This is a genomic window from Streptomyces sp. 3MP-14 (assembly GCF_006334905.2).
Classification (GTDB): Bacteria; Actinomycetota; Actinomycetes; order Streptomycetales; family Streptomycetaceae; genus Streptomyces; species Streptomyces triticirhizae.
This window is the reverse complement of sequence record NZ_VDLZ02000001.1, coordinates 166474-186577: the sequence shown is the minus strand read 5'-3', so window position 1 is coordinate 186577 and position 20104 is coordinate 166474. Positions and strand designations below refer to the sequence as shown.

The 20104-nt window shown below is 73.3% G+C and carries 20 protein-coding genes and 1 pseudogene; 13 read left to right on the top strand and 8 right to left on the bottom strand.

The window, feature by feature from the left end; translation table 11 throughout:
* The first annotated feature begins 266 nt into the window (after nucleotides 1–266).
* The 3 genes from FH609_RS00825 (at nucleotide 267) to FH609_RS00815 (ending at nucleotide 2566) form a co-directional block, all read left to right on the top strand.
* Nucleotides 267–446 (top strand): DUF6104 family protein, encoded by a 180-nt coding sequence (locus tag FH609_RS00825; protein WP_122185515.1) that lies wholly within the window; start codon nucleotides 267–269, stop codon nucleotides 444–446.
* 256 nt (nucleotides 447–702) lie between these two features.
* Nucleotides 703–1563, top strand: coding sequence for a DUF4097 family beta strand repeat-containing protein (locus FH609_RS00820; RefSeq protein WP_139665740.1), 861 nt, complete (start codon nucleotides 703–705; stop codon nucleotides 1561–1563).
* Between the two features lies 1 nt (nucleotide 1564).
* Complete coding sequence (locus FH609_RS00815; protein WP_139665741.1) at nucleotides 1565–2566, top strand: PadR family transcriptional regulator; 1002 nt, start codon at nucleotides 1565–1567, stop codon at nucleotides 2564–2566.
* Nucleotides 2567–2609: 43 nt separating this feature from the next.
* Here the strand turns inward: FH609_RS00815 and FH609_RS00810 are convergent, their stop codons facing one another.
* Nucleotides 2610–3572: a zinc-binding dehydrogenase gene (locus tag FH609_RS00810; protein ID WP_139665742.1), complete on the bottom strand. Its 963-nt coding sequence runs from the start codon at nucleotides 3570–3572 to the stop codon at nucleotides 2610–2612.
* Between the two features lie 243 nt (nucleotides 3573–3815).
* On the opposite strand from FH609_RS00810, the gene FH609_RS00805 reads away from it, so the two are divergent.
* Nucleotides 3816–4364, top strand: a complete 549-nt coding sequence (locus FH609_RS00805; RefSeq protein ID WP_139665743.1) for a GNAT family N-acetyltransferase — start codon at nucleotides 3816–3818, stop codon at nucleotides 4362–4364.
* A 38-nt stretch (nucleotides 4365–4402) separates the two neighbouring features.
* On the opposite strand, the gene FH609_RS00800 is transcribed toward FH609_RS00805, so the two are convergent.
* The 3 genes from FH609_RS00800 to FH609_RS00790 form a co-directional block, all read right to left on the bottom strand.
* Nucleotides 4403–5155, bottom strand: coding sequence for an amino acid ABC transporter ATP-binding protein (locus tag FH609_RS00800; protein ID WP_139665917.1), 753 nt, complete (start codon nucleotides 5153–5155; stop codon nucleotides 4403–4405).
* A gap of 31 nt (nucleotides 5156–5186) precedes the next feature.
* On the bottom strand, nucleotides 5187–6089 hold the full coding sequence (locus tag FH609_RS00795; protein WP_226961292.1) for an amino acid ABC transporter permease: 903 nt from the start codon (nucleotides 6087–6089) through the stop codon (nucleotides 5187–5189).
* A 106-nt stretch (nucleotides 6090–6195) separates the two neighbouring features.
* Nucleotides 6196–7164 carry an ABC transporter substrate-binding protein gene (locus FH609_RS00790; RefSeq protein ID WP_139665745.1) on the bottom strand — a complete coding sequence of 323 codons (969 nt, stop codon included), beginning with the start codon at nucleotides 7162–7164 and terminating at the stop codon, nucleotides 6196–6198.
* A gap of 627 nt (nucleotides 7165–7791) precedes the next feature.
* Between FH609_RS00790 and FH609_RS00785 the strand changes: the two genes are divergently transcribed.
* Nucleotides 7792–9030, top strand: a complete 1239-nt coding sequence (locus FH609_RS00785; protein ID WP_405378805.1) for an NADP-dependent malic enzyme — start codon at nucleotides 7792–7794, stop codon at nucleotides 9028–9030.
* 59 nt (nucleotides 9031–9089) lie between these two features.
* Here the strand turns inward: FH609_RS00785 and FH609_RS00780 are convergent, their stop codons facing one another.
* Nucleotides 9090–9848, bottom strand: a complete 759-nt coding sequence (locus FH609_RS00780; protein WP_139665746.1) for a class I SAM-dependent methyltransferase — start codon at nucleotides 9846–9848, stop codon at nucleotides 9090–9092.
* 113 nt (nucleotides 9849–9961) lie between these two features.
* On the opposite strand from FH609_RS00780, the gene FH609_RS00775 reads away from it, so the two are divergent.
* A complete protein-coding gene (locus FH609_RS00775) occupies nucleotides 9962–10684 on the top strand; it encodes a CGNR zinc finger domain-containing protein (protein ID WP_226961291.1) in 723 nt (240 codons plus the stop codon).
* A gap of 92 nt (nucleotides 10685–10776) precedes the next feature.
* Here FH609_RS00775 and FH609_RS32355 read toward each other — a convergent pair.
* Nucleotides 10777–10947 (bottom strand): annotated as a pseudogene (locus FH609_RS32355) (nickel-type superoxide dismutase maturation protease); the annotation flags it as partial.
* Nucleotides 10948–11225: 278 nt separating this feature from the next.
* Between FH609_RS32355 and sodN the strand changes: the two are divergent.
* Nucleotides 11226–11621: a superoxide dismutase, Ni gene (gene sodN / locus FH609_RS00765; protein ID WP_139665748.1), complete on the top strand. Its 396-nt coding sequence runs from the start codon at nucleotides 11226–11228 to the stop codon at nucleotides 11619–11621.
* A 118-nt stretch (nucleotides 11622–11739) separates the two neighbouring features.
* Here the strand turns inward: sodN and FH609_RS00760 are convergent, their stop codons facing one another.
* A complete protein-coding gene (locus FH609_RS00760) occupies nucleotides 11740–14163 on the bottom strand; it encodes a HelD family protein (protein WP_319789545.1) in 2424 nt (807 codons plus the stop codon).
* A 260-nt stretch (nucleotides 14164–14423) separates the two neighbouring features.
* Here FH609_RS00760 and FH609_RS00755 point away from each other — a divergent pair, with 260 nt between their 5' ends.
* The 4 genes from FH609_RS00755 (at nucleotide 14424) to FH609_RS00740 (ending at nucleotide 17780) form a co-directional block, all read left to right on the top strand.
* Nucleotides 14424–15548: a hypothetical protein gene (locus FH609_RS00755; protein ID WP_139665750.1), complete on the top strand. Its 1125-nt coding sequence runs from the start codon at nucleotides 14424–14426 to the stop codon at nucleotides 15546–15548.
* A 102-nt stretch (nucleotides 15549–15650) separates the two neighbouring features.
* Entirely contained in the window at nucleotides 15651–16133 is a 483-nt protein-coding gene (locus FH609_RS00750; RefSeq protein ID WP_139665751.1) for an NUDIX domain-containing protein, read from the top strand.
* A 274-nt stretch (nucleotides 16134–16407) separates the two neighbouring features.
* Complete coding sequence (locus FH609_RS00745) at nucleotides 16408–16821, top strand: anti-sigma regulatory factor (protein ID WP_122182798.1); 414 nt, start codon at nucleotides 16408–16410, stop codon at nucleotides 16819–16821.
* Nucleotides 16822–16868: 47 nt separating this feature from the next.
* Nucleotides 16869–17780: an RNA polymerase sigma factor SigF gene (locus FH609_RS00740; protein ID WP_405378808.1), complete on the top strand. Its 912-nt coding sequence runs from the start codon at nucleotides 16869–16871 to the stop codon at nucleotides 17778–17780.
* A gap of 50 nt (nucleotides 17781–17830) precedes the next feature.
* On the opposite strand, the gene FH609_RS00735 is transcribed toward FH609_RS00740, so the two are convergent.
* Nucleotides 17831–18289 (bottom strand): hypothetical protein, encoded by a 459-nt coding sequence (locus FH609_RS00735; RefSeq protein WP_193317753.1) that lies wholly within the window; start codon nucleotides 18287–18289, stop codon nucleotides 17831–17833.
* A gap of 61 nt (nucleotides 18290–18350) precedes the next feature.
* Between FH609_RS00735 and FH609_RS00730 the strand changes: the two genes are divergently transcribed.
* Both FH609_RS00730 and FH609_RS00725 read left to right on the top strand, forming a co-directional pair.
* A complete protein-coding gene (locus tag FH609_RS00730) occupies nucleotides 18351–19319 on the top strand; it encodes a diacylglycerol/lipid kinase family protein (RefSeq protein WP_139665753.1) in 969 nt (322 codons plus the stop codon).
* Between the two features lie 335 nt (nucleotides 19320–19654).
* Complete coding sequence (locus tag FH609_RS00725) at nucleotides 19655–19912, top strand: WhiB family transcriptional regulator (RefSeq protein ID WP_062206726.1); 258 nt, start codon at nucleotides 19655–19657, stop codon at nucleotides 19910–19912.
* Nucleotides 19913–20104 lie beyond the last annotated feature (192 nt).

The following is a 20104-nucleotide window of genomic DNA, read 5'->3' as shown; positions in this document are numbered from 1 at the left end:
CCCGTCGCTCCTGGTGTGCCCGCAGGTTACCGGCCGCCACCGACAGTTGCCTATCCTTGATCCTCCCGTCCGGCCGCATCCCGGTACGCCCGGGGCGCAGGCCGCCGGGCCGCCCCGCCCGACGCGCTCCCGCACGGCTGGTGGAAGAATTTCCGGGCACGTTCCCGCAACCCCTCCGCAGTCGTTCTCAGCTGTTCTCAGTTTGTTCTCAACTGTCCGAAGGAGTCCGGAATCCTTCGGCACCACCGCACACCTTGGAGCACGTCGTGTACTTCACCGATCGAGGAATCGAGGAACTCGCCCAGCGGCGCGGTGGCGAGGAGGTCACCCTGGACTGGCTGGCGGAGCAGCTGCGAACCTTCGTCGATCTCAACCCGGACTTCGAGGTGCCGGTGGAGCGGCTGGCGACCTGGCTCGCCCGGCTCGACGACGAGGACGACGAGTAACGGCGGCCGACGCCTGTCGATCGCCGACGCCTGTCGATCGCCGAGGGCGTGCGCCGGCGGGGGCGCGCGGGAGGGCGACGCGCCTGCGCGTGGCGCGCGCCCGGCGTGCGCGCGTCCCGCGCGCAACGGCTCGCCCCGCCCCGGGCGGGGCCGCCCCTTGACGTGAGCCACACGCGATATATCGTCTTCGGTAAGTTGCGATATATCGGCCAGGCTCCCGGCGGCGGGGGCGGGCCGGGTCACCGAGGGAGGCGCGATGGCGCGGAACGACGAGTGGTCCATCGCCGAGCCGGAGACGCTCTCCTTCGCCGAGGACCCGATCGTTGAGGCGGAGATCCGCGTCATGGGCGGCGCGGTCAACGTGGTCGCGACGGACGAGCCCGTCGCGCGCCTGGAGGTCGCCTCGGTCGACGGGCCGCCGCTGCTGGTGAGGATCGACGGCGAGCGACTGGTCGTGGGCTATCCGGACCTGCCCTGGCAGGGCTTCCTGTCCTGGCTGGCGCACCGCCGCCGGCGGCGGCAGGCGGTGATCTCCCTTTCGCTGCCCAGGAGTTGCCGGGTCTCGGTCGGCGCGGTCACCGCCGACGTGACGCTCGGCGGCCTCGCCGGCGCGGTCTCGGTCGACGCGGTGAGCGGGGACGTCACGCTGGTCGGCCTCGCCGGGCGGACGGGCGTGGAGACCGTCTCAGGACCGGTCGAGGCGCTGGGGCTGCGGGGGCCGCTGCGCTGCCACTCGGTCTCCGGCCCGCTGACGGTCGCCGACGGCACGGGGCCAGCCGTCCAGGCGGACACGGTCAGCGGAGACCTGCTGGTGGACCACGCGAGCGCCGCCGTCCCGCCCGACATCCGGCTCGGCTCGGTCTCGGGCCGGATCGCGCTCCGCCTGCCCGAGGGCGTCGGGGCCACGGTCTCCGGCAGCACCCTGAGCGGTACCGTCACCTGCTCCCTGCCCGGGCTGCGGGTCGGCCCCTGGGGCGCGAAGTCCCTGGCCGGCCGCATCGGTTCGGGCGCGGGCACGATCAGCCTCTCCTCCCTGTCCGGCTCCCTGGCGCTGCTGCGCCACCCCGGCATCGAGGCAGCGCGGCCCGCCCCCTCCACCCTGCGTAAGGACGTCTGAGATGCCTCCCGTCTTCGGCCACGGCCGGCTCCGGCTCTACCTCCTCAAGCTGCTGTCGGAGTCCCCCCGCCACGGCTACGAGGTGATCCGGCTGCTGGAGGAGCGGTTCGACGGGCTCTACGCCCCCTCGGCCGGCACGGTCTATCCCCGGCTGGCCAAGCTCGCCTCCGAGGGGCTGGTCAGCCACACCGAGGAGGGCGGCCGCAAGGTCTACTCGCTCACCCCCGAGGGGGAGCGGGAGTTGGCCGGCCGCGCGGAGGAGCTGACCGCGCTGGAGCGGGAGTTGCGGGACTCGCTGACGGCGCTGGCCGCCGGCATCAGGGGGGACGTGCGGGACTCGGTGCGGGACCTGCGGGACGAGGTCAGGCGCGCCACCGAGACGGCCGGCCGCCCCGAGGGCGGGCCCGGCGAGTTCGGCCCCTGGCGGCGGCCAGGGACCGGCCGGCGGCGCGGCGGCGGCCAGGGCCGCTGGGCGGCGGGCCCCGGGGGGCCACCCGGGTTCGACGAGACGCCCGACGGCGAGGAGCGGCCCGAGTCGCCGGGCCGGGGCCCGGGCGTTCCCCCCGGCCAGGAGCACTTCGAGCGGGCGGCCCGCCGCATCCAGGAGCGGGTGCGCTCCCGGGCCACGGCCGGGGACTGGCCGGGCGCGGTGCGCGCCGGACTCGACGGCCTCGGCGCGGAGTTCGAGGGCTGGGGCAGTCGGGTCGGGGCGCAGGTGCCCTGGCCGGGCGGCTGGTCGGCCGGCCCGGGGAGCGCGGCCGAGGCGTCCGCCGCCGAGGAGTTCGAGGCGGCGCTCGACGACGAGGCCGCGTTCGACGACGACGCCCCGCCGGTTTCCGACCCGGCGCGGGAGTTGGAGCGCCTGCTGGACCGCCTGCGGGACGACGTGCGGGACGCCGCCCGGGACTACGGCGTCAGCCAGGAGCAGCTGCGCGAGGCGCGGCGCCACCTCTCGGTGGCCTCCGCCCACCTGGTGGCCATGCTCCGCTCCCCGCACGCCTGACCGGCCCCCGGGCGCGGGCCCGGCGCGGGCCCGGCCCGGCCGGTCAGCCCGTGAGGACGAGCTTGCCGAAGAGGTCCCCGCGCTCCATCCTGGCCAGCGCCTCGTCGGCCCGGTCCAGCGGCAGCGTGGAGTCGATCAGCGGGCGCACGCCACTGGCCTGACAGAAGCTCAGCAGCGCCGCCAGCTCGTCCCGGTCGCCCATGGTGGAGCCGACCACCCGCAGTTCGAGGAAGAACAGCCGCGTCAACTCGGCGTCCGGCAGCGCCTGTCCGGACGTCGCCCCGGAGATCACCAGGGTGCCGCCCGGCCGCAGCGAGCGCACCGAGTGGCGCCAGGTCGCCGCGCCCACCGTCTCCAGCACCGCGTCCACCGGGCGCGGCACCCGTTCGCCCGGCTCCAGCGCCGCGTCGGCGCCCAGCGTCAACGCCCGTTCCCGCTTGGCGGGATCGCGGCCGGTGACCAGCATTCGCAGCCCGGCCGCCGTCCCCAGGATCACGGCGGCCGTCGCCACCCCGCCCCCCGCGCCCTGCACCAGCACGGTGTCGCCCGGCCGGACCCCGGCCGCGGTGAAGAGCATCCGGTAGGCGGTCAGCCAGGCTGTCGGCAGGCAGGCCGCCTCGGCGAACGACAGCTCGGGCGGCTTGGGCAGCAGGTTCCAGCGCGGCACGGCGACATACTCGGCGAACGTCCCCTGGTACCGCTCGGAGAGCAGCGTGCGGCGCTCGTCGGGCCCGACGCCGTGTCCGGTGGCGCCGATCACGCCGTGCACCACCACCTCGTTGCCGTCCTCGTCGACGCCGGCCGCGTCGCAGCCCAGGATCATGGGCAGCGCCTCCTGCCGCAGGCCGACGCCGCGCAGCGTCCACAGGTCGTGGTGGTTGACGGAGGCGGCGCGCACCCGCACCACCGCCCAGTGTTCGCGGGCCTCGGGGCGGGGCCGTTCGCCCAACCGCAGCCCGTCGAGCGGTCGGTCGGCGTCGAAGTGCGTGGCATAGGCGGCGAACATGCCTCGCACGCTAGCCCGGGTGATCGCCCCGGGCCAGCCCCCACCCCGGGGCCCGCTCGCGCGCGGCGGCGACCGGACCGGCCAGTCGTCGCCGTTCCCGTCGCCGCCGTACGGTGGGAAGATGGTGGCCCCGGCGCGCCGACGCGGGCCCGACCGCCCGCGCACGCGAGTCACCGCCCGTGCGAGCGAAGTCCGTTCGGCCCGGGGGCAGTTCGTGGCCCGTCGAGAATCAGGGGGACCGGCATGGGCACGTTGTTCCTTCGTCGACTCAGCCGCTGGCAGGCCGAGACGGAGCGCGACCAGATCGCGGACCTCTTCGCCACGGCGCTCCGCGACCCGGCGCCGGACGCCGCGCCGCCCGACCGGGCCGGGTTCCTGCGCCGCTTCGTCGACCACGACGTCCAGCAGCCCGAGTTCGACCTGGTGCTCGCCGGCGACCCGAGCCCCGTCGGCTGCGCGTACGGCTTCCTGGCCGAGCGGGACGGCGGCTGGTGGTCCCGGTTCCGCGAGCGCCCCGAGGTGCTGCCGCAACTGGCCGAAAGCCGCCGGGTCTTCATCGTCGCCGAACTGCTGGTGCACCCGAGGCGGCGCGGTCAGGGCCTGGCGGGCCGGCTGCAACGCGAGTTGCTCTCCCGGGCCTCGGCGCCGCTGGCGCTGCTCCTGCTGGAGCCGGGCGACGGGCCGGCGCAGGCCGCCGCCCAGGCCCTGGGCTGGAGCAAGACCGGCCAGCTGACCCCGAACGAGGGCACCCCGCTCGGGGCGTGGACGATCCCGCTGGGCCGGCACGGCTGAGGGGCCGCGCGCCGCGCGGCCCCTGAACCACCGTGCCGTCAGAGCACCTTGGAGAGGAACGCCCTGGTGCGCTCCTGGCGCGGGTTGGCCAGCACCTCGCGCGGGTCGCCCGCCTCGACGACCAGCCCGTCGTCCATGAAGACCAGGCTGTCCCCGACCTCCCGGGCGAAGCCCATCTCGTGGGTGACCACGATCATGGTCATGCCGTCCTCGGCCAGCGCCCGCATCACGTCCAGCACCTCGCCGACCAGCTCGGGGTCGAGGGCCGAGGTCGGCTCGTCGAAAAGCATCAGCTTGGGGTCCATCGCCAACGCCCGGGCGATGGCGACGCGTTGCTGCTGCCCGCCGGAGAGCTGGGAGGGGTAGTTGCCCATCCGGTCGGCCAGCCCGACCCGGGCCAGCAGCTCCTCGGCGCGCTGCCGCGCCTCGGCCCGCCGGAGGCCCTTGACCTGGACGGGCGCCTCCATCACGTTCTCCGCCGCCGTCATGTGCGGGAAGAGGTTGAAGCGCTGGAAGACCATGCCGATGTCGCGGCGCTGGGCCGCGACCTCGCGCTCCCGCATCTCGTAGAGCTTGCTGCCGCGCTGGCGGTAGCCGACCAGCTCGCCGTCCACGTAGAGCCGCCCGGCGTTGATCTTCTCCAGGTGGTTGACGCAGCGCAGCAGCGTGGACTTGCCGGAGCCCGAGGGCCCGACCACGCAGCAGACCTCGCCGGGGCTGACCTCCAGGTCGATGCCCCGCAGCACCTTGACCGAGCCGAAGTTCTTGTGGACCCGCTCCGCCCTGACCATCGGGCGCGGGGAGTTCGTCGTGCTCATGGCGTCAAACCCCTCCGACCTGGCCGCTGCCGGCGCGCCGCGCCCGGAACCCGAACAACTGCGCCCTGGCCCGCTGGAACGGGGTGGGCGGCCGGGACCGCTCGTTGCCTCGGGCGAAGTACCGCTCCAGGTAGTACTGACCGATGCTGAACACCGTGGTCAGGATGAGATACCAGACCGTCACGACGATGAGCATCTCCATGACCGCGAGGTTTCGCGAACTGATCGTGTTGCCGGCCCGGAACAGCTCCGTGTACTGGATCGCATAGACCAGCGACGAGGTCTTCAACATGTTGATGAACTCGTTGCCGGTCGGCGGGACGATCACCCGCATCGCCTGCGGCAGCACGATCCGCCGCAGCGTCCTGCCGTTGTTCATGCCCAGCGCGTGGGCCGCCTCGGTCTGCCCGTGGTCCACGGACTGGATGCCGGCCCTGGCGATCTCCGCCATGTAGGCGGCCTCGTTGAGCCCGAGCCCCAGCAGCGCGGCGAGGAACGGCGTCATGAAGTCGTTCATCTCGTCCTTGTAGAAACCGAGGTTCACGGTCTCGAAGACGAACGACAGGTTGTACCAGAGGAACAGCTGCACCAGCACCGGGGTGCCCCGGAAGAACCAGATGTAGCCCCAGGCCACGCCGGCCAGCACCGGGTTACGGGAGAGCCGCATGATCGCCAGGACCACCCCGAGGACCACGCCGAGCAGCATGGACAGCACGGTGATCCACAGCGTCTTGCCGGCGCCCTCGACGATGGTGTCGTAGGTGAGGAACTCGCCCACCACGTCCCAGTTGATGTCCGCGCCACGGAACGCCTGGAACAGCGCGGCGAGCAGCGCGAACACCACCGCCACGCCGACCCACCGTCCCCAGCGGCGCACCGGCACGGCCCGGATCGCCTCCGGTGGCACCTGATCCTTCAGAACGCCGCCGGACCGGGGTTCGCCCACCGGTTCCTTCGACAGGCGGTCGCGGGAATCTGACACGAAGATCGCCCTCGCTGGCTGTCGGTCGCGGTCACTCGCCGGCGTTGATCGTGGCCTCTTCGATCGCGCCGGCCTCGGCGCTCCACTCGGCCAGGATCTCGGCGTAGGTGCCGTTGTCGATGATCTCCTGGAGCGCGGCCTGGAGGGCGTCGCGCAGCTCCGGGTTCTCCTTGGAGACGGCGATGCCGTAGGGCGCGGCGTCGATCTGCTCGCCGACCACGGTGAACAGGTCGCCGCCGCCCGCGTTCAACTCGTTGTACAGCGCCACCGGGTAGTCGGTGATCACGGCGTCGGCGCGGCCGTTCTGGAGCGCGGTGATCGAGTCGCTGTCGACCTCGTTGATCACCGGGGTGATCGGCTCGTCGCAGTCGGCCTGCGCCTCCTCGATCACCGTCTCGTTGGCGGTGCCCTGCTGGGCGGCGACGCTCAGGCCGCAGAGGTCGGCGACGCTCTCGATGCCCTCGGGGTTGTCGGCGGGCACGAGTATCGCGGAGCCGGCCTGGAAGTAGTTGACGAAGTCGGCGCCGCCCTCGGCGTCCTCGCTGATGCCCTGCTGCCGCTCGGCGGTGTCGGTCATCGCGGACATGATCACGTCGTGGCGGCCGTTGTTGAGGCCCAGGATCAGGCCGTCGAAGGTGCCGTTCTCGAAGACGAAGTCGACGCCCAGCACCTCGCCGAGCGCGGCGCCGATGTCCGGGTCGATGCCGGCGATCTCGTCGTTCTCGTCGATGAACTCGATGGGCGCGTAGGCGATGTCGGAGCCGACCTTGACCTCGCCCGCCTCCTGGATGTCCGCCGGCAGCAGGTCGAACAGCTCGCCGCCCTCGGCCCCACCCTCGTCGGACCCGCCCTCGGACTCGGAACCGCCGGACGAGGCCGCGCTGTCGGTGTCCCCGCCGTCGTCCGTCTGGTCGCCGCAGGCGCCGAGCAGCAGAACGCCGGCTGCGGCGAGAGAACCGGCCGCCGCCAGGCGTGAGCGGCGGGAGAGGCGAGCGGTCATGGCGTGTTCCTCCTGGGGCGGGGGTACCGAGGGGGTCGGGCACGCGTCGTCGAGTGTCGCGACGGGCTGAGCGCTCGGTCGAGCGTCAGTGCCCCGACATCCTGCCATCCGAACCGGAAACGGAACCGGTCGGTAGATCAAGATCGGATAACGGACAGCGGACACCGGTGAACGGAAGTGGACAACTCGCTGGTACGCGTGGTCCCTTGCCGGCCGCCGCCGCGCGCACTGAGAGATACGTCACCCGTGGGGCCACGGGTGCCGGAGGGATCTCCGGGACGTTCCCGCATTCGGCCGACAGCCCACGACAACCCGATCGGAAAACCGCTTCCCCGCCCCTTTCCGGTCGCATCCCTCACGCATCCACGGCGCATCTCCGACGGATCACTGATCGTTTTCCCGCCGGAAACCGAATGCGTTCGTCGGCGCGCCATCTCATCGGGTAGAACCGAGCGGAAGACCCCTCACCCGGGGACCCGGGCGCCCGTGCGAAGCGCCCGGCGTCCGCATCGCGACCCGCGCCGACAAGCCAACCACCGGGCGAACGGCGGACGCGATGCCCGCCCGCACTCCGACCGGAGAGCGGCCATCTCAGACGATGACGTTGTACCAAAGGGGTTACACGAAGTGGCATCGGAGATCATCAATCCGCGTGGGGAGCTGACCCACGTGGGACCCGGCCATCCGCAGCTCACCGACGAGCTGCCCGAGACCGGCCTCGACCCGGCGTTCGCCCTGCACCGGGGCGGCAAGATGGAGGTGCGCGGCACGGTCCCGCTGCGCGACGCCGACGACCTCTCGCTCGCCTACACGCCCGGCGTCGCCCGGGTCTGCGAGGCGATCGCTGAGCGGCCGGAGCTGGTCCACGACTACACCTGGAAGTCGAACACGGTCGCCGTGGTCACCGACGGCAGCGCCGTGCTCGGCCTGGGCGACATCGGCCCGGAGGCCTCGCTGCCGGTGATGGAGGGGAAGGCGATCCTCTTCAAGCAGTTCGGCGGCGTGGACGCGGTGCCGGTCGCGCTGGACTGCCGGGAGGTGGACGAACTCGTCGAGACCGTCGTGCGGTTGGCGCCCTCCTTCGGCGGGATCAACCTGGAGGACATCTCGGCGCCGCGCTGCTTCGAGGTGGAGCGGCGGCTGCGGGAGCGCCTGGACATCCCGGTCTTCCACGACGACCAGCACGGCACGGCCGTGGTCACCCTCGCCGCGCTGCGCAACGCCGCGCGCCTGGTCGGCCGCGAACTGGCCGCGCTGCGGGTGGTGATCTCGGGCGCGGGGGCGGCCGGGGTGGCCATCGCCCGCATCCTGCTGGGCGCGGGCGTCGCGGACGTGGTGGTCTGCGACCGGCGCGGCGTGGTGAGCCGGGACCGGGAGGATCTGACCGAGGTCAAGCGGGAGTTGGCCGAGATCACCAACCCGGCCGGGCGGAGCGGCTCGCTGGCCGACGCGCTCGCCGGCGCCGACGTCTTCGTCGGCGTCAGCGGCGGCACGGTGCCCGAGTCGGCGGTCGCGACGATGGCGCCGGGCGCGTTCGTCTTCGCCATGGCCAACCCGAACCCGGAGGTCCACCCCGAGGTCGCCGCCCGCCACGCGGCCGTGGTGGCCACCGGGCGCAGCGACTTCCCCAACCAGATCAACAACGTGTTGGCCTTCCCCGGGATCTTCGCCGGTGCGCTCCAGGTGCGGGCGAAGCGGATCACCGAGGGGATGAAGCTGGCGGCGGCCGAGGCGCTGGCCGCCGTGGTCGCAGACGAGCTGAGCCCGCGGAAGGTGATCCCCTCGCCGTTCGACCCGCGGGTGGCGCCGGCGGTCGCCGCCGCGGTGGCCGAGGCGGCCCGCGCCGAGGGCGTGGCCCGGGTCTGAGCCGACGGCTCCGGGGCAGGGTTCGGGCCACGGGCCGGAACCCCGCCCCGGGCGCGCGACTACCGCAGGGCCAGCACGGTGGTGTCGCTGAGCGAGGCCCAGGCGGCCCTGGCCTCGGCGAAGCCGGCCTCGCGGAGCGCCCGGACATGCCACTCCAGCGGGAACATCTGCCCCTCGGCGTGGTCGCCCTCGGCCGGGTCGCCGTAGATCCGGTACCGCTCGGCCGTCGCCTCGGCCAGCTCGGGGTCGGCCGCCGCGCTGGCCCACCAGTCGATCCAGTCGGCCTGGCCGGCCGCCTTCTCCCGCCGCTGCCTGGCCGCCTCGAAGGCGCCGACCGCCTCCCCGATCCGGGGCGCGTCCGGGTGCGGCATGTGGTCGGCGTTGAGGAAGACGCCGCCGGGGCGCACCAGGGTGGCGAGCCGGCCGTAGAGCGCGCGGAGCGGCTCCTCGGTCAGCCAGTGCAGGGCGGTCGCCGTGAGGACCGCGTCGAAGGAGTCGTGGGGCAGCGCTTCGGCCCAGTTCGGGTCGGTGAGGTCGGCGGTGACGAAGGTGGCGCGCGGGTCGTCGGCGAAGGTGCCCCTGGCGATGGTGAGCAGCGTCGGGTCGAGGTCCACGCCCACGCTGGCCGCTTCGGGGAAGCGGCGCAGCGCCCGCGCGGTGATGCTGCCGGTGCCGCAGGCCAGGTCGAGTATCCGGGGCCGGTCGCCGACCAGCGCCTCGACCGCGTCCAGCATCACGCGGAAGCGCTCCTCCCGATCGGGCAGGTACCACTCCTGCTGCTGGTCCCAACTCTTCTGCCAGCGCGACCAGTCGGCCATCGTCCCTCCCTTGAGACCGAAGAACAGCGAAGACCACCGGTAAGGGCCATCTATCGTGGCGACCCATTACTATGGCCGCCCCCGACTATAGGCCCGCCAGGTAAGGAACACAATTGGAACTGACCACTTACTCGGACTTCGCCGTGCGCCTGGTGAACACCGAGCGGCCGGCGCGCGGCGAGGACACGCTGACCTCGGTCGAGGCCGTGCGGGACCTCTTCGGCGAGGCCCGGCAGGCCGCCCGGCGGGCCACCGACGCCGACGTGACCCGGCTGCGCGGGGTCCGCGCCCGGCTGCGGGCGGTCTTCACCGAGGCGGCCGAGGGGAACGAGCGCGGCGCCGTTGACCTGCTGAACGCGCTGCTGCTGGAGTACCCGGTCAGCCCGCAGATCTCGGGCCACGACTTCCTGGACGACGCCGGCCGCCCCCGCTGGCACCTGCACCTGGCCGAGCACCCCTCGAACGCCACCGCCGGCTACGCGGCGACCGCCTGCATGGGCCTGGCCGTGCAGCTGACCGAGCTCGGCGTCGACCGGCTGGGCATCTGCGGCGCCGAGCCCTGCCGCAACGCCTATGTCGACACGTCGACCAACCGTTCCCGGCGCTACTGCTCCGACCGCTGCGCCACCCGGGCCAACGTCGCGGCCTACCGGGCGCGCAAGCGCCGCGAACGCGCCGTCAGCGGGCGCACCGCCGACGGCAGCCGCCCCAACGCGCCGGCCAGCGCGCCCACCCGGGAGGGCGCGCCCGAACGGTCAACGCCCGCCGGCTCGGGATCGCCGAGCGCCCGGGCCACCTCGGCCACCCCGCCCGGCCCCGCCGCGTCCGAGCGCTGACCGGCACCCAGCGGGGAACGCAGCCGCAGCACCGCCCTGGCCACCAGCAGTCCGTCGGGCACCACCCCGAACTCCCGGCTGTCGTTGGTCACCCGGGCGTTGTCCCCCAACACCCACCAGCCGCCCTCGCGCCGCTCCGCCGCGCGCTTGACGATCAGCAGGTCGTGCTGGAACGGGTGACGCAGCACCACCACATGCCCGGGACGCACCCGCGCCCCGTAGGCGAGCAGCAACTGGTCGCCGGGGCAGAGGGTAGGCAGCATCGAGGGGTTGTAGACCTCGGCGAGCCCAAACCTCATCGCACCCTCACTCGTCGTCCCTGAGCCATGGTCCCCGTTCCCTCCGGTGATCGCATGTCCGCAGCCTCCCCGCCGGACCATCCTCCCCTCCCGAGCGGCCCGGCCGCGCTCCGCCCCCGGTCCCCGCGCGGCACCGGACTTTTGGCCTAAGCCCCCGGGAACGCCTCGGGTCGGCCGAGAAAACCGCCCCTGCACGGAGTAACCTCGCCCGGGAGAAGACGATCACGAGGAAGGACAGCTCTATGCTTTCCCGCCTGTTCGCCCCCAAGGTCAGGGTCAGCGCGCACTGCGACCTGCCGTGCGGCGTCTACGACCCGGCCCAGGCCCGGATCGAGGCCGAGTCGGTCAAGGCCGTCCAGGAGAAGTACCAGGCCAACGACGACCCTCACTTCCGGGCCCGCGCCACCGTCATCAAGGAGGAGCGCGCCGAGCTGGCGAAGCATCACGTTTCGGTGCTCTGGAGCGACTACTTCAAGCCGCCGCACTTCGAGAAGTACCCGGAGCTGCACCAGCTGGTCAACGAGACCCTCAAGGCCCTGAGCGCGGCCAAGGGCTCGACCGACCCGGCGACCGGCCAGAAGGCCCTCGACTACATCGCCCAGATCGACAAGATCTTCTGGGAGACCAAGAAGGCCTGACCCGGCCTTCCCGCCCGTCCGACCGGCGGCAACGCCGGTCACGGGCCGCACCAACCCCCGCACCCGGGCCGCCCAGGGCGCCGAGCACGGCGTCCCGGAACGGCCCGGGTGCGGTCGTTCACGGCCGGGCGGCCGCGTCCTTCTCCCGTGCCACGCCCGGGAGTTCCGCCACGCCCGGAAGCCCCGCCAGGCCCGGGAGGCCGGCCGGCGGGGCGGCGCCCGGGTGGAGCAGGCCGAGCCGCCTGGTCGGGCGGGTCAGCGCGACATACAGGTCGCCCAGCCCGCGCGGCCCCTCGGTCACCATCCGCTCGGGGTCGACGACCAGCACCGCGTCGAACTCCAGGCCCTTGGCCTCCGCCGGGTCCAGCACCACGATCCCGTCCGCTCCCCCGCCCACGTCCTCGCCCGGGTCCAGGGCCGCCACCGCCCGCCGGGCCTCGGCCAGCAGCCCCCGTGGCACCAGCACCGCGACCCGTTCCGCCGGCCGTGCCGCCCGCGCCGCCGCCGCCAACTCGGCCGCCCCGGCGGCCAGTCCGGCCGGCGAGGCGTCGGCGGCCCGCCGCCACCACGGCCGCTCGCCGGCGGCCCGCACCGCGCGCGGCGCCCGCCGCGCCGGGTCGATCCTGGCCAGCACCCCGGCCGCGACCTCGGCGACCTCGGCCGGCAGCCGGTAGTTGACCGTCAACTCGGCCAGCCGCCACCGGTCCCCCACATGGGGCGCCAGCACCTCATCCCAGGACGCGGCGCCGCCCGCGCTCCCCGCCTGCGCGATGTCCCCGACCAGCGTCATCGAACGGGAGGGACAGCGCCGCATCACCAGCCGCCAGGCCATCGGCGACAGCTCCTGCGCCTCGTCCACCACCACATGCCCGAAGGCCCAGGTGCGGTCGGCCGCCGCCCGCTGGGCCGGGGTCCTGACGTCCACCTCGGCCTGCCGCTCGGCCAGCGCCTCCGCGTCCACCAGGTCCCAGGCGGCCAACTCCTCGGCGTCCTCGGCGTTCTCCACCTCGGCGCCCCGCGAGCCATAGGCCACGTCCAGGGCCTCCCGGGCCAGCCGCACCGCCTCCGCCCGCTCGACCTCCGCCGGGTCGGGCCCGCCCGGCGGCACCGGCCCCAGCAGCTCGGCCGCCTCGTCCAGCAGCGGAACGTCGGCGGCCGTCCAGCCGGCCGGCGCCCCGGGGCGGTGCAGCGCGGCCCGCTCCGCCTCGGTGAGCCCGGGCGCCGCGGCGGCCAGCCGTTCCCGGGAGCCGAGGAGGCCGGCCAGCAGCGCGGTCGGGGTCAGCACCGGCCACAGCGCGTCAGCGGCCCCCAACACCTCGGGGTCCTCGGCCAGTTCCTCCCGGATGACCTCCAGGTCGGCGCCGGTGAGCAGCGGGCTGCCGTCCAGCACGTCGGTCCCGTAGCGGGCGGCGACCCGTTCGACCAGCTCGTCCAGGAAGAGGCCCCGGAAGACCGGCGCCGCCTCGTTGTGCCGCAGCCCGGCCTGACGGGTCCGCTCGACCAGCCGCGCGCACGCCTCGTGCGGAACGGTCAACGGCTGCCGGTCCAGGACCAGCCGGCAGCCCTCGTCCGGCGGCCGCTCGCGGTCCTCGACGGCCGCCGCCAACACCTCGGCCATGGCCAGCCGCCCCTTGATCTCCGCGCTCGCCGCCGGCTCGGCCCGCCGCGCGGTCACCCCGGGGAAGAGCCGGTCGACGGTGGCCAGCAGCACGCCCGTCTCGCCCAGGGACGGCAGCACCTCCCCGATGTAGGAGAGGAACGTCGCGGTCGGCCCGACCACCAACACCCCGCTCCTGGCCAGCCGTTCGCGCCGGGTGTAGAGCAGGTAGGCGGCGCGGTGCAGCGCCACCGCCGTCTTCCCGGTGCCGGGGCCGCCCTGCACCACCAGCACGCCGGCGTGCGGCGCGCGGATCACCTCGTCCTGCTCGGCCTGGATCGTCGGCACGATGTCGCTCATCCGGTCGGTCCTGGCGGCGGTGAGGGCCTCCAGCAGCGCGGCGTCCCCGTTGACCTCGGATGTGCCGCCGGAGAAGTCCTCGTCCCAGATTCCGATCACCCGTCGGCCCCGCGACCTGATGTGCCGCCGCCTTCGCACCCGGTCCGGGTGGAGCGCCGTCGCCACATAGAACGGACGGGCCGCCGGCGCCCGCCAGTCGATCAGCAGCGGGGTGAGTTCCCCGTCGTCGGCGCGGAGTCCGAGCCGGCCCACATAGCGGGTTTCCGCATTCGCGGTGGCCCTGGTTCCGGCCACCTCGCCGATTTCGTCTCCGCCCTTCTCAACGGCGGTTCCCGCCATGTCGAGCCGCCCGAAGCACAGGCCGCTCTCCACCGCGTCGAGCTGGGCCACCCGACGCGCCAACTCGTGTGCGCTCAGGTCGCGTTCGACCAGTCCCTGATGGGTGAGGCCGGTGCTGGCCAGGGTGGCGTCGAGCGCGGCGACGGCCTCGTTCCGCAGGGTGTCGAGACGGGTGTGCAGCCCGTCCACATAGGCCTGTTCGGCCGCGATCTCCGGACTTTCTCCGCCGCTTGACAAGGCAATCACCTATTCGCTAGGATTCGCTTGGGAGTTGACGTGTGACATCCAATCCAGCACGCCAAACCACGTAATATAGCGAGGAATTCACCGCACCCGCAAGGTGCGGTTTTTTGTTGTTCGGCCCCGCCCGCACGCGCCGTTTTCCGCGTCCCCGTGCAACGCCTTCGCAACAGCCCGGGCCCCGCGCCTTCCCCGCGCCCGCGACCGCTGCCATCGTCGAGGAAGCCGCCGACCAGCGGCCTGTCGAACAGCCACGGGGGGAAGCCATGACCGCACCGCCTGAGCCGAGCGCGCCCGGCGCACCACCGCACGCCCCCGCGCCCCTGCCCGCCCCGGCGCCCGCGCCCGCGCGCGCCTCCCTGGAGCACGGCCCCCGGTATCTCGTCGCCGGCGTGCTGCTGTTGGTCTTCGGCGGCGGCGTGATCGCCTGGGTGCTCACCGGGATCAACGACTCCCCCGCCAGCTCCGTCGACGACCTGCTCCGCGCGCTGGTCGACCCGCTCCACGCGGTGGACCTGATGGCGTTGACCCCGTACGAGTGGATGTTCGCCGTCGCCCTGGTCACGGTCGCCGTGCTGGCCCTCTGCCAGCGCCGGGTCGCCAGGGGCGGCGCGCTGGTGCTGGCCTTCCTGCTGCTGGCGCTCTGCCTGCGGCAGGCGGTCGGCGCCCTCGACGAGGACTACCGGGCCGGCTTCGACGCGCCCACCTACGGCCCGTGGACCCTCACCACCTACGGCGTCGGCCTGCTGCTCGCCGCCACCGTGCTGATCCTGCTGCTCCCCGCCCGCGAACCCGCGCCGACCCGCCACACCGCGCCGAGCCGCGAACCGGCCGGCCAGCTCCCGCCGGGCGAACACCCGGGCGGCCCCCGCCCGTTGGGCACCCTCGGCGTCCTCGGCGGCAGCCTGCTGATCGCGCTGGCCCTGGCCGACATCGCCTGGACGCTCGACAACCAGCGGCTGGCCGCCGAGTACGACCTCAAGTCCTGGGGCGAGTACTTCCGGGACCTGGTCGACCCCTCGCTCTTCCACTCGCCCACGTCCCTGACCAGCGGCGTCTACTTCCACGAGGCGGCGCTGGCGGTCTCCATGCTGGTCGTCGGGGTGCTGGCCTGCCTGGGCAGGCCGGTGGCCAGGGGCGCCGGCCTCACGCTGCTGGCCATGGCCGCCTACCTGGAGTACCGGACCGTGGTCCTCACCTTCCGGGTCGGCGACTGGAGCGCGTACGTCGACTCGACCCGGGGCACGCTGATGCTGCTCACCATGCTGCTCTCGGTGCCGGCCCTGCTGATCGCGATCTTCGGCCTGGGCTTCGCCGGTTCGGCCCGCGCGCCCCGCCGCCAGCCGCCGCCGGCCTGGCCGCACCCCGGCCCGCCGCCGTTCCCCCACTGACCCCGCTGGCCCTGCTGACCCCGCGCGTCCGCCCGCCGCCCGCCGCCCGCCGTCGGAGAAACCGGCTCCCGCCCAACGGGCGGCCCGACCTAGGCTGGTGGCATGTCGCAGACCCAGCCCCTGCCGCCCGCCGTCCAGTCGATGACCATGCTCGCCGCCGCCGTTCTCGTCCACGACCGCGCCACGGACCGGGTGCTGCTGCTGCGACGCGGCCCCCGGGCCAAGTTCGCGCCCGGCCTCTGGGACCTCCCCGTCGGCAAGTGCGACGCCGGCGAACCCGTGGCGACCGCCGCCGTGCGGGAGTTGCGGGAGGAGACCGGCCTGGTCGTCGAGGAGTCCTCGCTGCGGGTCGCCCATGTGCTGCACGCGGCGCGCGGGGTCGAGGCGCCCAACGGCTTCCTCACGGTGATCTTCCTGACCGACACCTGGCGCGGCGAGGCCCACAACGTCGAACCGGAGAAGCACTCCGAGGTGCGCTGGGTCGACGTCAACGCCCTCCCGGAGAACATCGTGTTCGGCGCCGACCGCGTGATCGACCGCTGCCTGGCCGACGAGGTGGGACTCACCCAGCTCGGGTGGGCGTGACACGACGACCGAACGGGGCAGTACGATCAACGACCACCGCGTGGTGACCACGCACAACATCTGTCGCCGACAGGGGATTTGACGCGGCCTCACCGGGCACACTACGCACCGAGCGCACTACGATGAGTAATACCGCTGAGGTGGTCAGGTCGGTCGGTCGCGTCCCCGGGCCAGGCGACAGCGCGCGGTGGATCGCGGTAGCGTCGCAGGGCGGCCAGGGCACCAACCGGTGCCAGGGAGCGTCTACGAACTGTGAGTCTCTGTGGAGGTGAGGGTGTCCCCATTCCCAGGTGAGCCCGGATCGCAGGACTTCGTCGAAGTCCGGTTGCCGGCCGCCAGTGCCTATCTGTCGGTGCTGCGCACGGCCACGGCCGGGCTCGCCGCCCGGCTGGACTTCACCCTCGACGAGATCGAGGACCTCCGCATCGCGGTCGACGAAGCCTGCGCGATCCTGCTCCAACAGGCCATCCCCGGAAGCGTGCTCGACTGCGTCTTCACGCTGGTCGGCGACGCGCTCCGGGTGACGGTCTCGGCCCCGACCACCGAGGGCCACGCCCCGGAGCGGGACACGTTCGCCTGGACGGTCCTCACCGCGCTCGCCGGCGAGGTCGAATCGGCCGTCGCCGAGGACAGGACGGTCAGCATCAGCCTGCACAAGAAGCGCGGCGCCGCCCCCGGAACGCCGTGAGAGGCGCCCAGGGGCCGCCACGGGACGAGGGGGCCGAGGTGAACGAGGTGGAGCAGACGACGCGCACGGCGGCAGGGCCCGCCGGCGCCAGCATTCCCGGGCCGAGCGACCCGGTGGACCCGGTGAGTTCGGTGGAGCCGGTGACCCCGGCGGGCCGACGGGAGCGCACCGAGCCGCAGCCGCGCCGCAGGGTCGCTCCCGACCCGCAGGACCGGAGCGCGGCCCGCGGCCTCTTCGTCGAGCTGCGCACCCTGCCCGAAGGCTCGGCCGAGCGCGCCGAGTTGCGCGACACCCTGGTGCGGATGCACCTGCCGCTGGTGGAGCACCTGGCCCGCCGCTTCCGGAACCGGGGCGAGCCGCTGGACGACCTCACGCAGGTCGCCACCATCGGCCTGATCAAGTCCGTGGACCGCTTCGACCCCGAGCGCGGCGTGGAGTTCTCCACCTATGCCACGCCCACGGTGGTCGGCGAGATCAAGCGCCACTTCCGGGACAAGGGCTGGGCGGTACGGGTGCCGCGCCGACTCCAGGAGCTGCGGCTCTCGCTGAGCACGGCCACCGCCGAACTGTCCCAACAGCACGGCCGGGCGCCCACGGTGCACGAGTTGGCCCAGCGACTGAACATCTCCGAGGAGGACGTCCTGGAGGGGCTGGAGTCGGCCAACGCCTACAGCACGCTCTCGCTGGACGTCCCCGACACCGACGACGAGTCGCCGGCCGTGGCCGACACCCTGGGCGCCGAGGACGACGCCCTGGAGGGCGTGGAGTACCGGGAGTCCCTCAAGCCGCTGCTGGAGCAACTCCCGCCCCGAGAGAAGAAGATCCTGCTGCTGCGCTTCTTCGGCAACATGACCCAGTCGCAGATCGCCCAGGAGGTCGGCATCTCCCAGATGCACGTCTCCCGGCTGCTGGCCCGCACCCTGGCCCAACTCCGGGAGAAGCTCCTCGTCGAGGAGTGACGCCCAGCCGGCGCGCGCACCCCGCGCGCACCCCGCCCCCGCTCCGCCCCTCAGGCGGAGCGCGGCCCCACCCCCAGCGCCTCCGTCGCCGTCGGGCTGAGCACACAGCCGAGCACCAGCAACGCCGAGACGGCCAGCGGCAACGCGGCCGCGACCCAGGCGCCCCCGCTCCCCAGCAGCGTGAACGCGATCGGCAGCGCCAGCAGCTGCGCCATCACCCCGGGCCCCCGGCTCCAGCGCCGCAGCCGCCACAGCCCGTGCCCGGCGACCAAGGGCAGCACCGCGAGCGCCACCAGCGTCACCGCGCCGGCCACCGCCTGCGCGAGATCGCCCGGGTCCCCGGTCAGCGCCAACACCAGGATCACCAGCCCGACCCCGACCAGCACCGCACCCTGGGCCGCGCACACCACGGCGGCCACCGCCACCCTGCGCGGCCGCGCGGCGTCGTTCCCTGCTGCGGCCATCTCCCCGCCCGTCCCTCCGGGGCTCCGCGCGCTCTTCTCGCTCACCCGGCCAGGGTATAAGGCACCGCCGACACCTCCCCCGCCCCGACCTGGGTACCCTGCACCCATGCGCGCACTTCTCGTGGTCAACCCGGTCGCCACCACCACCAGCGCGCGCACCAGGGACGTGATCAGTCACGCGCTCGCCAGCGACGTCAAGCTCGACGTCGCCGCCACCGAGTACCGGGGCCACGCCCGCCGGCTGGCCCGCCGGGCCGCCGAGGCCGGCACCGACGTGGTGATCGCCCTGGGCGGCGACGGCACCGTCAACGAGGTGGTCAACGGCCTGCTGCACGAGGGCCCCGACCGGGACGGCCACCTGCCCCGGCTGGCCGTGGTGCCCGGCGGCTCCACCAACGTCTTCGCGCGCGCCCTCGGCCTGCCCAACGACGCGGTGGAGGCCACCGGCGCGCTCCTGGACGCCCTGCACGCCGGCTCCGAGCGCGCCATCGGCCTGGGCCTGGCCACCGGGACGCCCGGCACCCAGGACGCCGAGGTGCCGAGCCGCTGGTTCACGTTCTGCGCCGGCTACGGCTTCGACGCGGGGGTGATCGGCCGGGTCGAGGGCCAGCGCGAGCGCGGCAAGCGCTCCACCCACGCCCTCTATGTCCGCCAGGCGATGCGGCACTTCCTCGGCGACCGCCAACGCACCCACGGCACCATCTCGTTGACGCGGCCGGGCCAAGACCCGGTCGACGGGCTGGTGTTGTCGATAGTCTGCAACACCGCGCCCTGGACGTTCCTGGGCAACAGGCCGATGTACGCGGCCCCCCGGGCCTCCTTCGACACCGCGCTCGACGTGCTCGGCCTCTCCCGTCTCTCCTCCGCCGCCGTCACCCGCTACGGCACTCAACTCCTGCGCTCCAGCCCGGACCGAGGGCCACATGGCCGACATGTGGTGTCGTTGCATGACGAAACGGAGTTCACCTTGCAATCGCAGGTGCCGCTGCCGTTTCAGCTTGATGGTGACCACCTCGGACTGCGAAACAGCGTCTCCTTCACAGGCGTGCGCCGTGCACTGCGTGTGATTGTGTGAGCGGAACCGCCAAAAGTCCTTGTAGTCGAACGTTTAGCGCAGACTCCACCCAAGGGAATTAGGGTTGTGAGCTAGGCGACACCAAGGATTCAAAAAAAACTTCACGGAAGGGGTTGTATCCGTCGCCGAGGTTTGCGAACCTCTTCATGGCGATCGGGACGGCCAAACCTCTGGCCCCCTTGAGAGTCCGAATCCTTCCTCCTCATCCTCCGGGATCGCAGTGAGGTCCTCACCCAGAGTGACGTCCAGCGGCACTCATTGCTTCGTGAGGGGATTCGTGAAAGCGTTCACATTCACAAGCAATGTAACTGCAACGTGCAGGAGATGGAGCAGACATGGACTGGCGTCACAGCGCCGTTTGCCGCGAGGAAGACCCCGAGCTGTTCTTCCCCATCGGCAACACCGGTCCCGCGCTGCTGCAGATCGAGGAAGCCAAGGCCGTCTGCCGCCGCTGCCCCGTGATGGAGCAGTGCTTGCAGTGGGCGTTGGAGTCCGGTCAGGACTCCGGCGTCTGGGGCGGCATGAGCGAGGACGAGCGCCGTGCGATGAAGCGTCGCGCCGCTCGCAACCGGGCACGTAAGGCCACCGCCTGACAGGCTCACCGCCACCACCTTCGCTGCCCCGAGCCGCAGCACCCGCACCGCCCACGGTGCATATCGCGTAGGACGTGATGAGCCCCGGCACCCGGCCGAACACCGGCCAGGACGCCGGGGCTTAGTGCTGCCCGGCGGACTCGCCGGGGACGCGGGCTGACGCCGCGTCAACGCGGCGACGGCCGATTCACC

Coding starts and splice junctions, on each gene's coding strand:
- FH609_RS00820 (WP_139665740.1), top strand. CDS start 703: ATGGCGCGGAACGACGAGTGGTCCATCGCCGAGCCGGAGACGCTCTCC.
- FH609_RS00815 (WP_139665741.1), top strand. CDS start 1,565: ATGCCTCCCGTCTTCGGCCACGGCCGGCTCCGGCTCTACCTCCTCAAG.
- FH609_RS00810 (WP_139665742.1), bottom strand. CDS start 3,572: ATGTTCGCCGCCTATGCCACGCACTTCGACGCCGACCGACCGCTCGAC.
- FH609_RS00805 (WP_139665743.1), top strand. CDS start 3,816: ATGGGCACGTTGTTCCTTCGTCGACTCAGCCGCTGGCAGGCCGAGACG.
- FH609_RS00800 (WP_139665917.1), bottom strand. CDS start 5,155: ATGGTCAGGGCGGAGCGGGTCCACAAGAACTTCGGCTCGGTCAAGGTG.
- FH609_RS00790 (WP_139665745.1), bottom strand. CDS start 7,164: ATGACCGCTCGCCTCTCCCGCCGCTCACGCCTGGCGGCGGCCGGTTCT.
- FH609_RS00780 (WP_139665746.1), bottom strand. CDS start 9,848: ATGGCCGACTGGTCGCGCTGGCAGAAGAGTTGGGACCAGCAGCAGGAG.
- sodN (WP_139665748.1), top strand. CDS start 11,226: ATGCTTTCCCGCCTGTTCGCCCCCAAGGTCAGGGTCAGCGCGCACTGC.
- FH609_RS00755 (WP_139665750.1), top strand. CDS start 14,424: ATGACCGCACCGCCTGAGCCGAGCGCGCCCGGCGCACCACCGCACGCC.
- FH609_RS00750 (WP_139665751.1), top strand. CDS start 15,651: ATGTCGCAGACCCAGCCCCTGCCGCCCGCCGTCCAGTCGATGACCATG.
- FH609_RS00730 (WP_139665753.1), top strand. CDS start 18,351: ATGCGCGCACTTCTCGTGGTCAACCCGGTCGCCACCACCACCAGCGCG.
- FH609_RS00725 (WP_062206726.1), top strand. CDS start 19,655: ATGGACTGGCGTCACAGCGCCGTTTGCCGCGAGGAAGACCCCGAGCTG.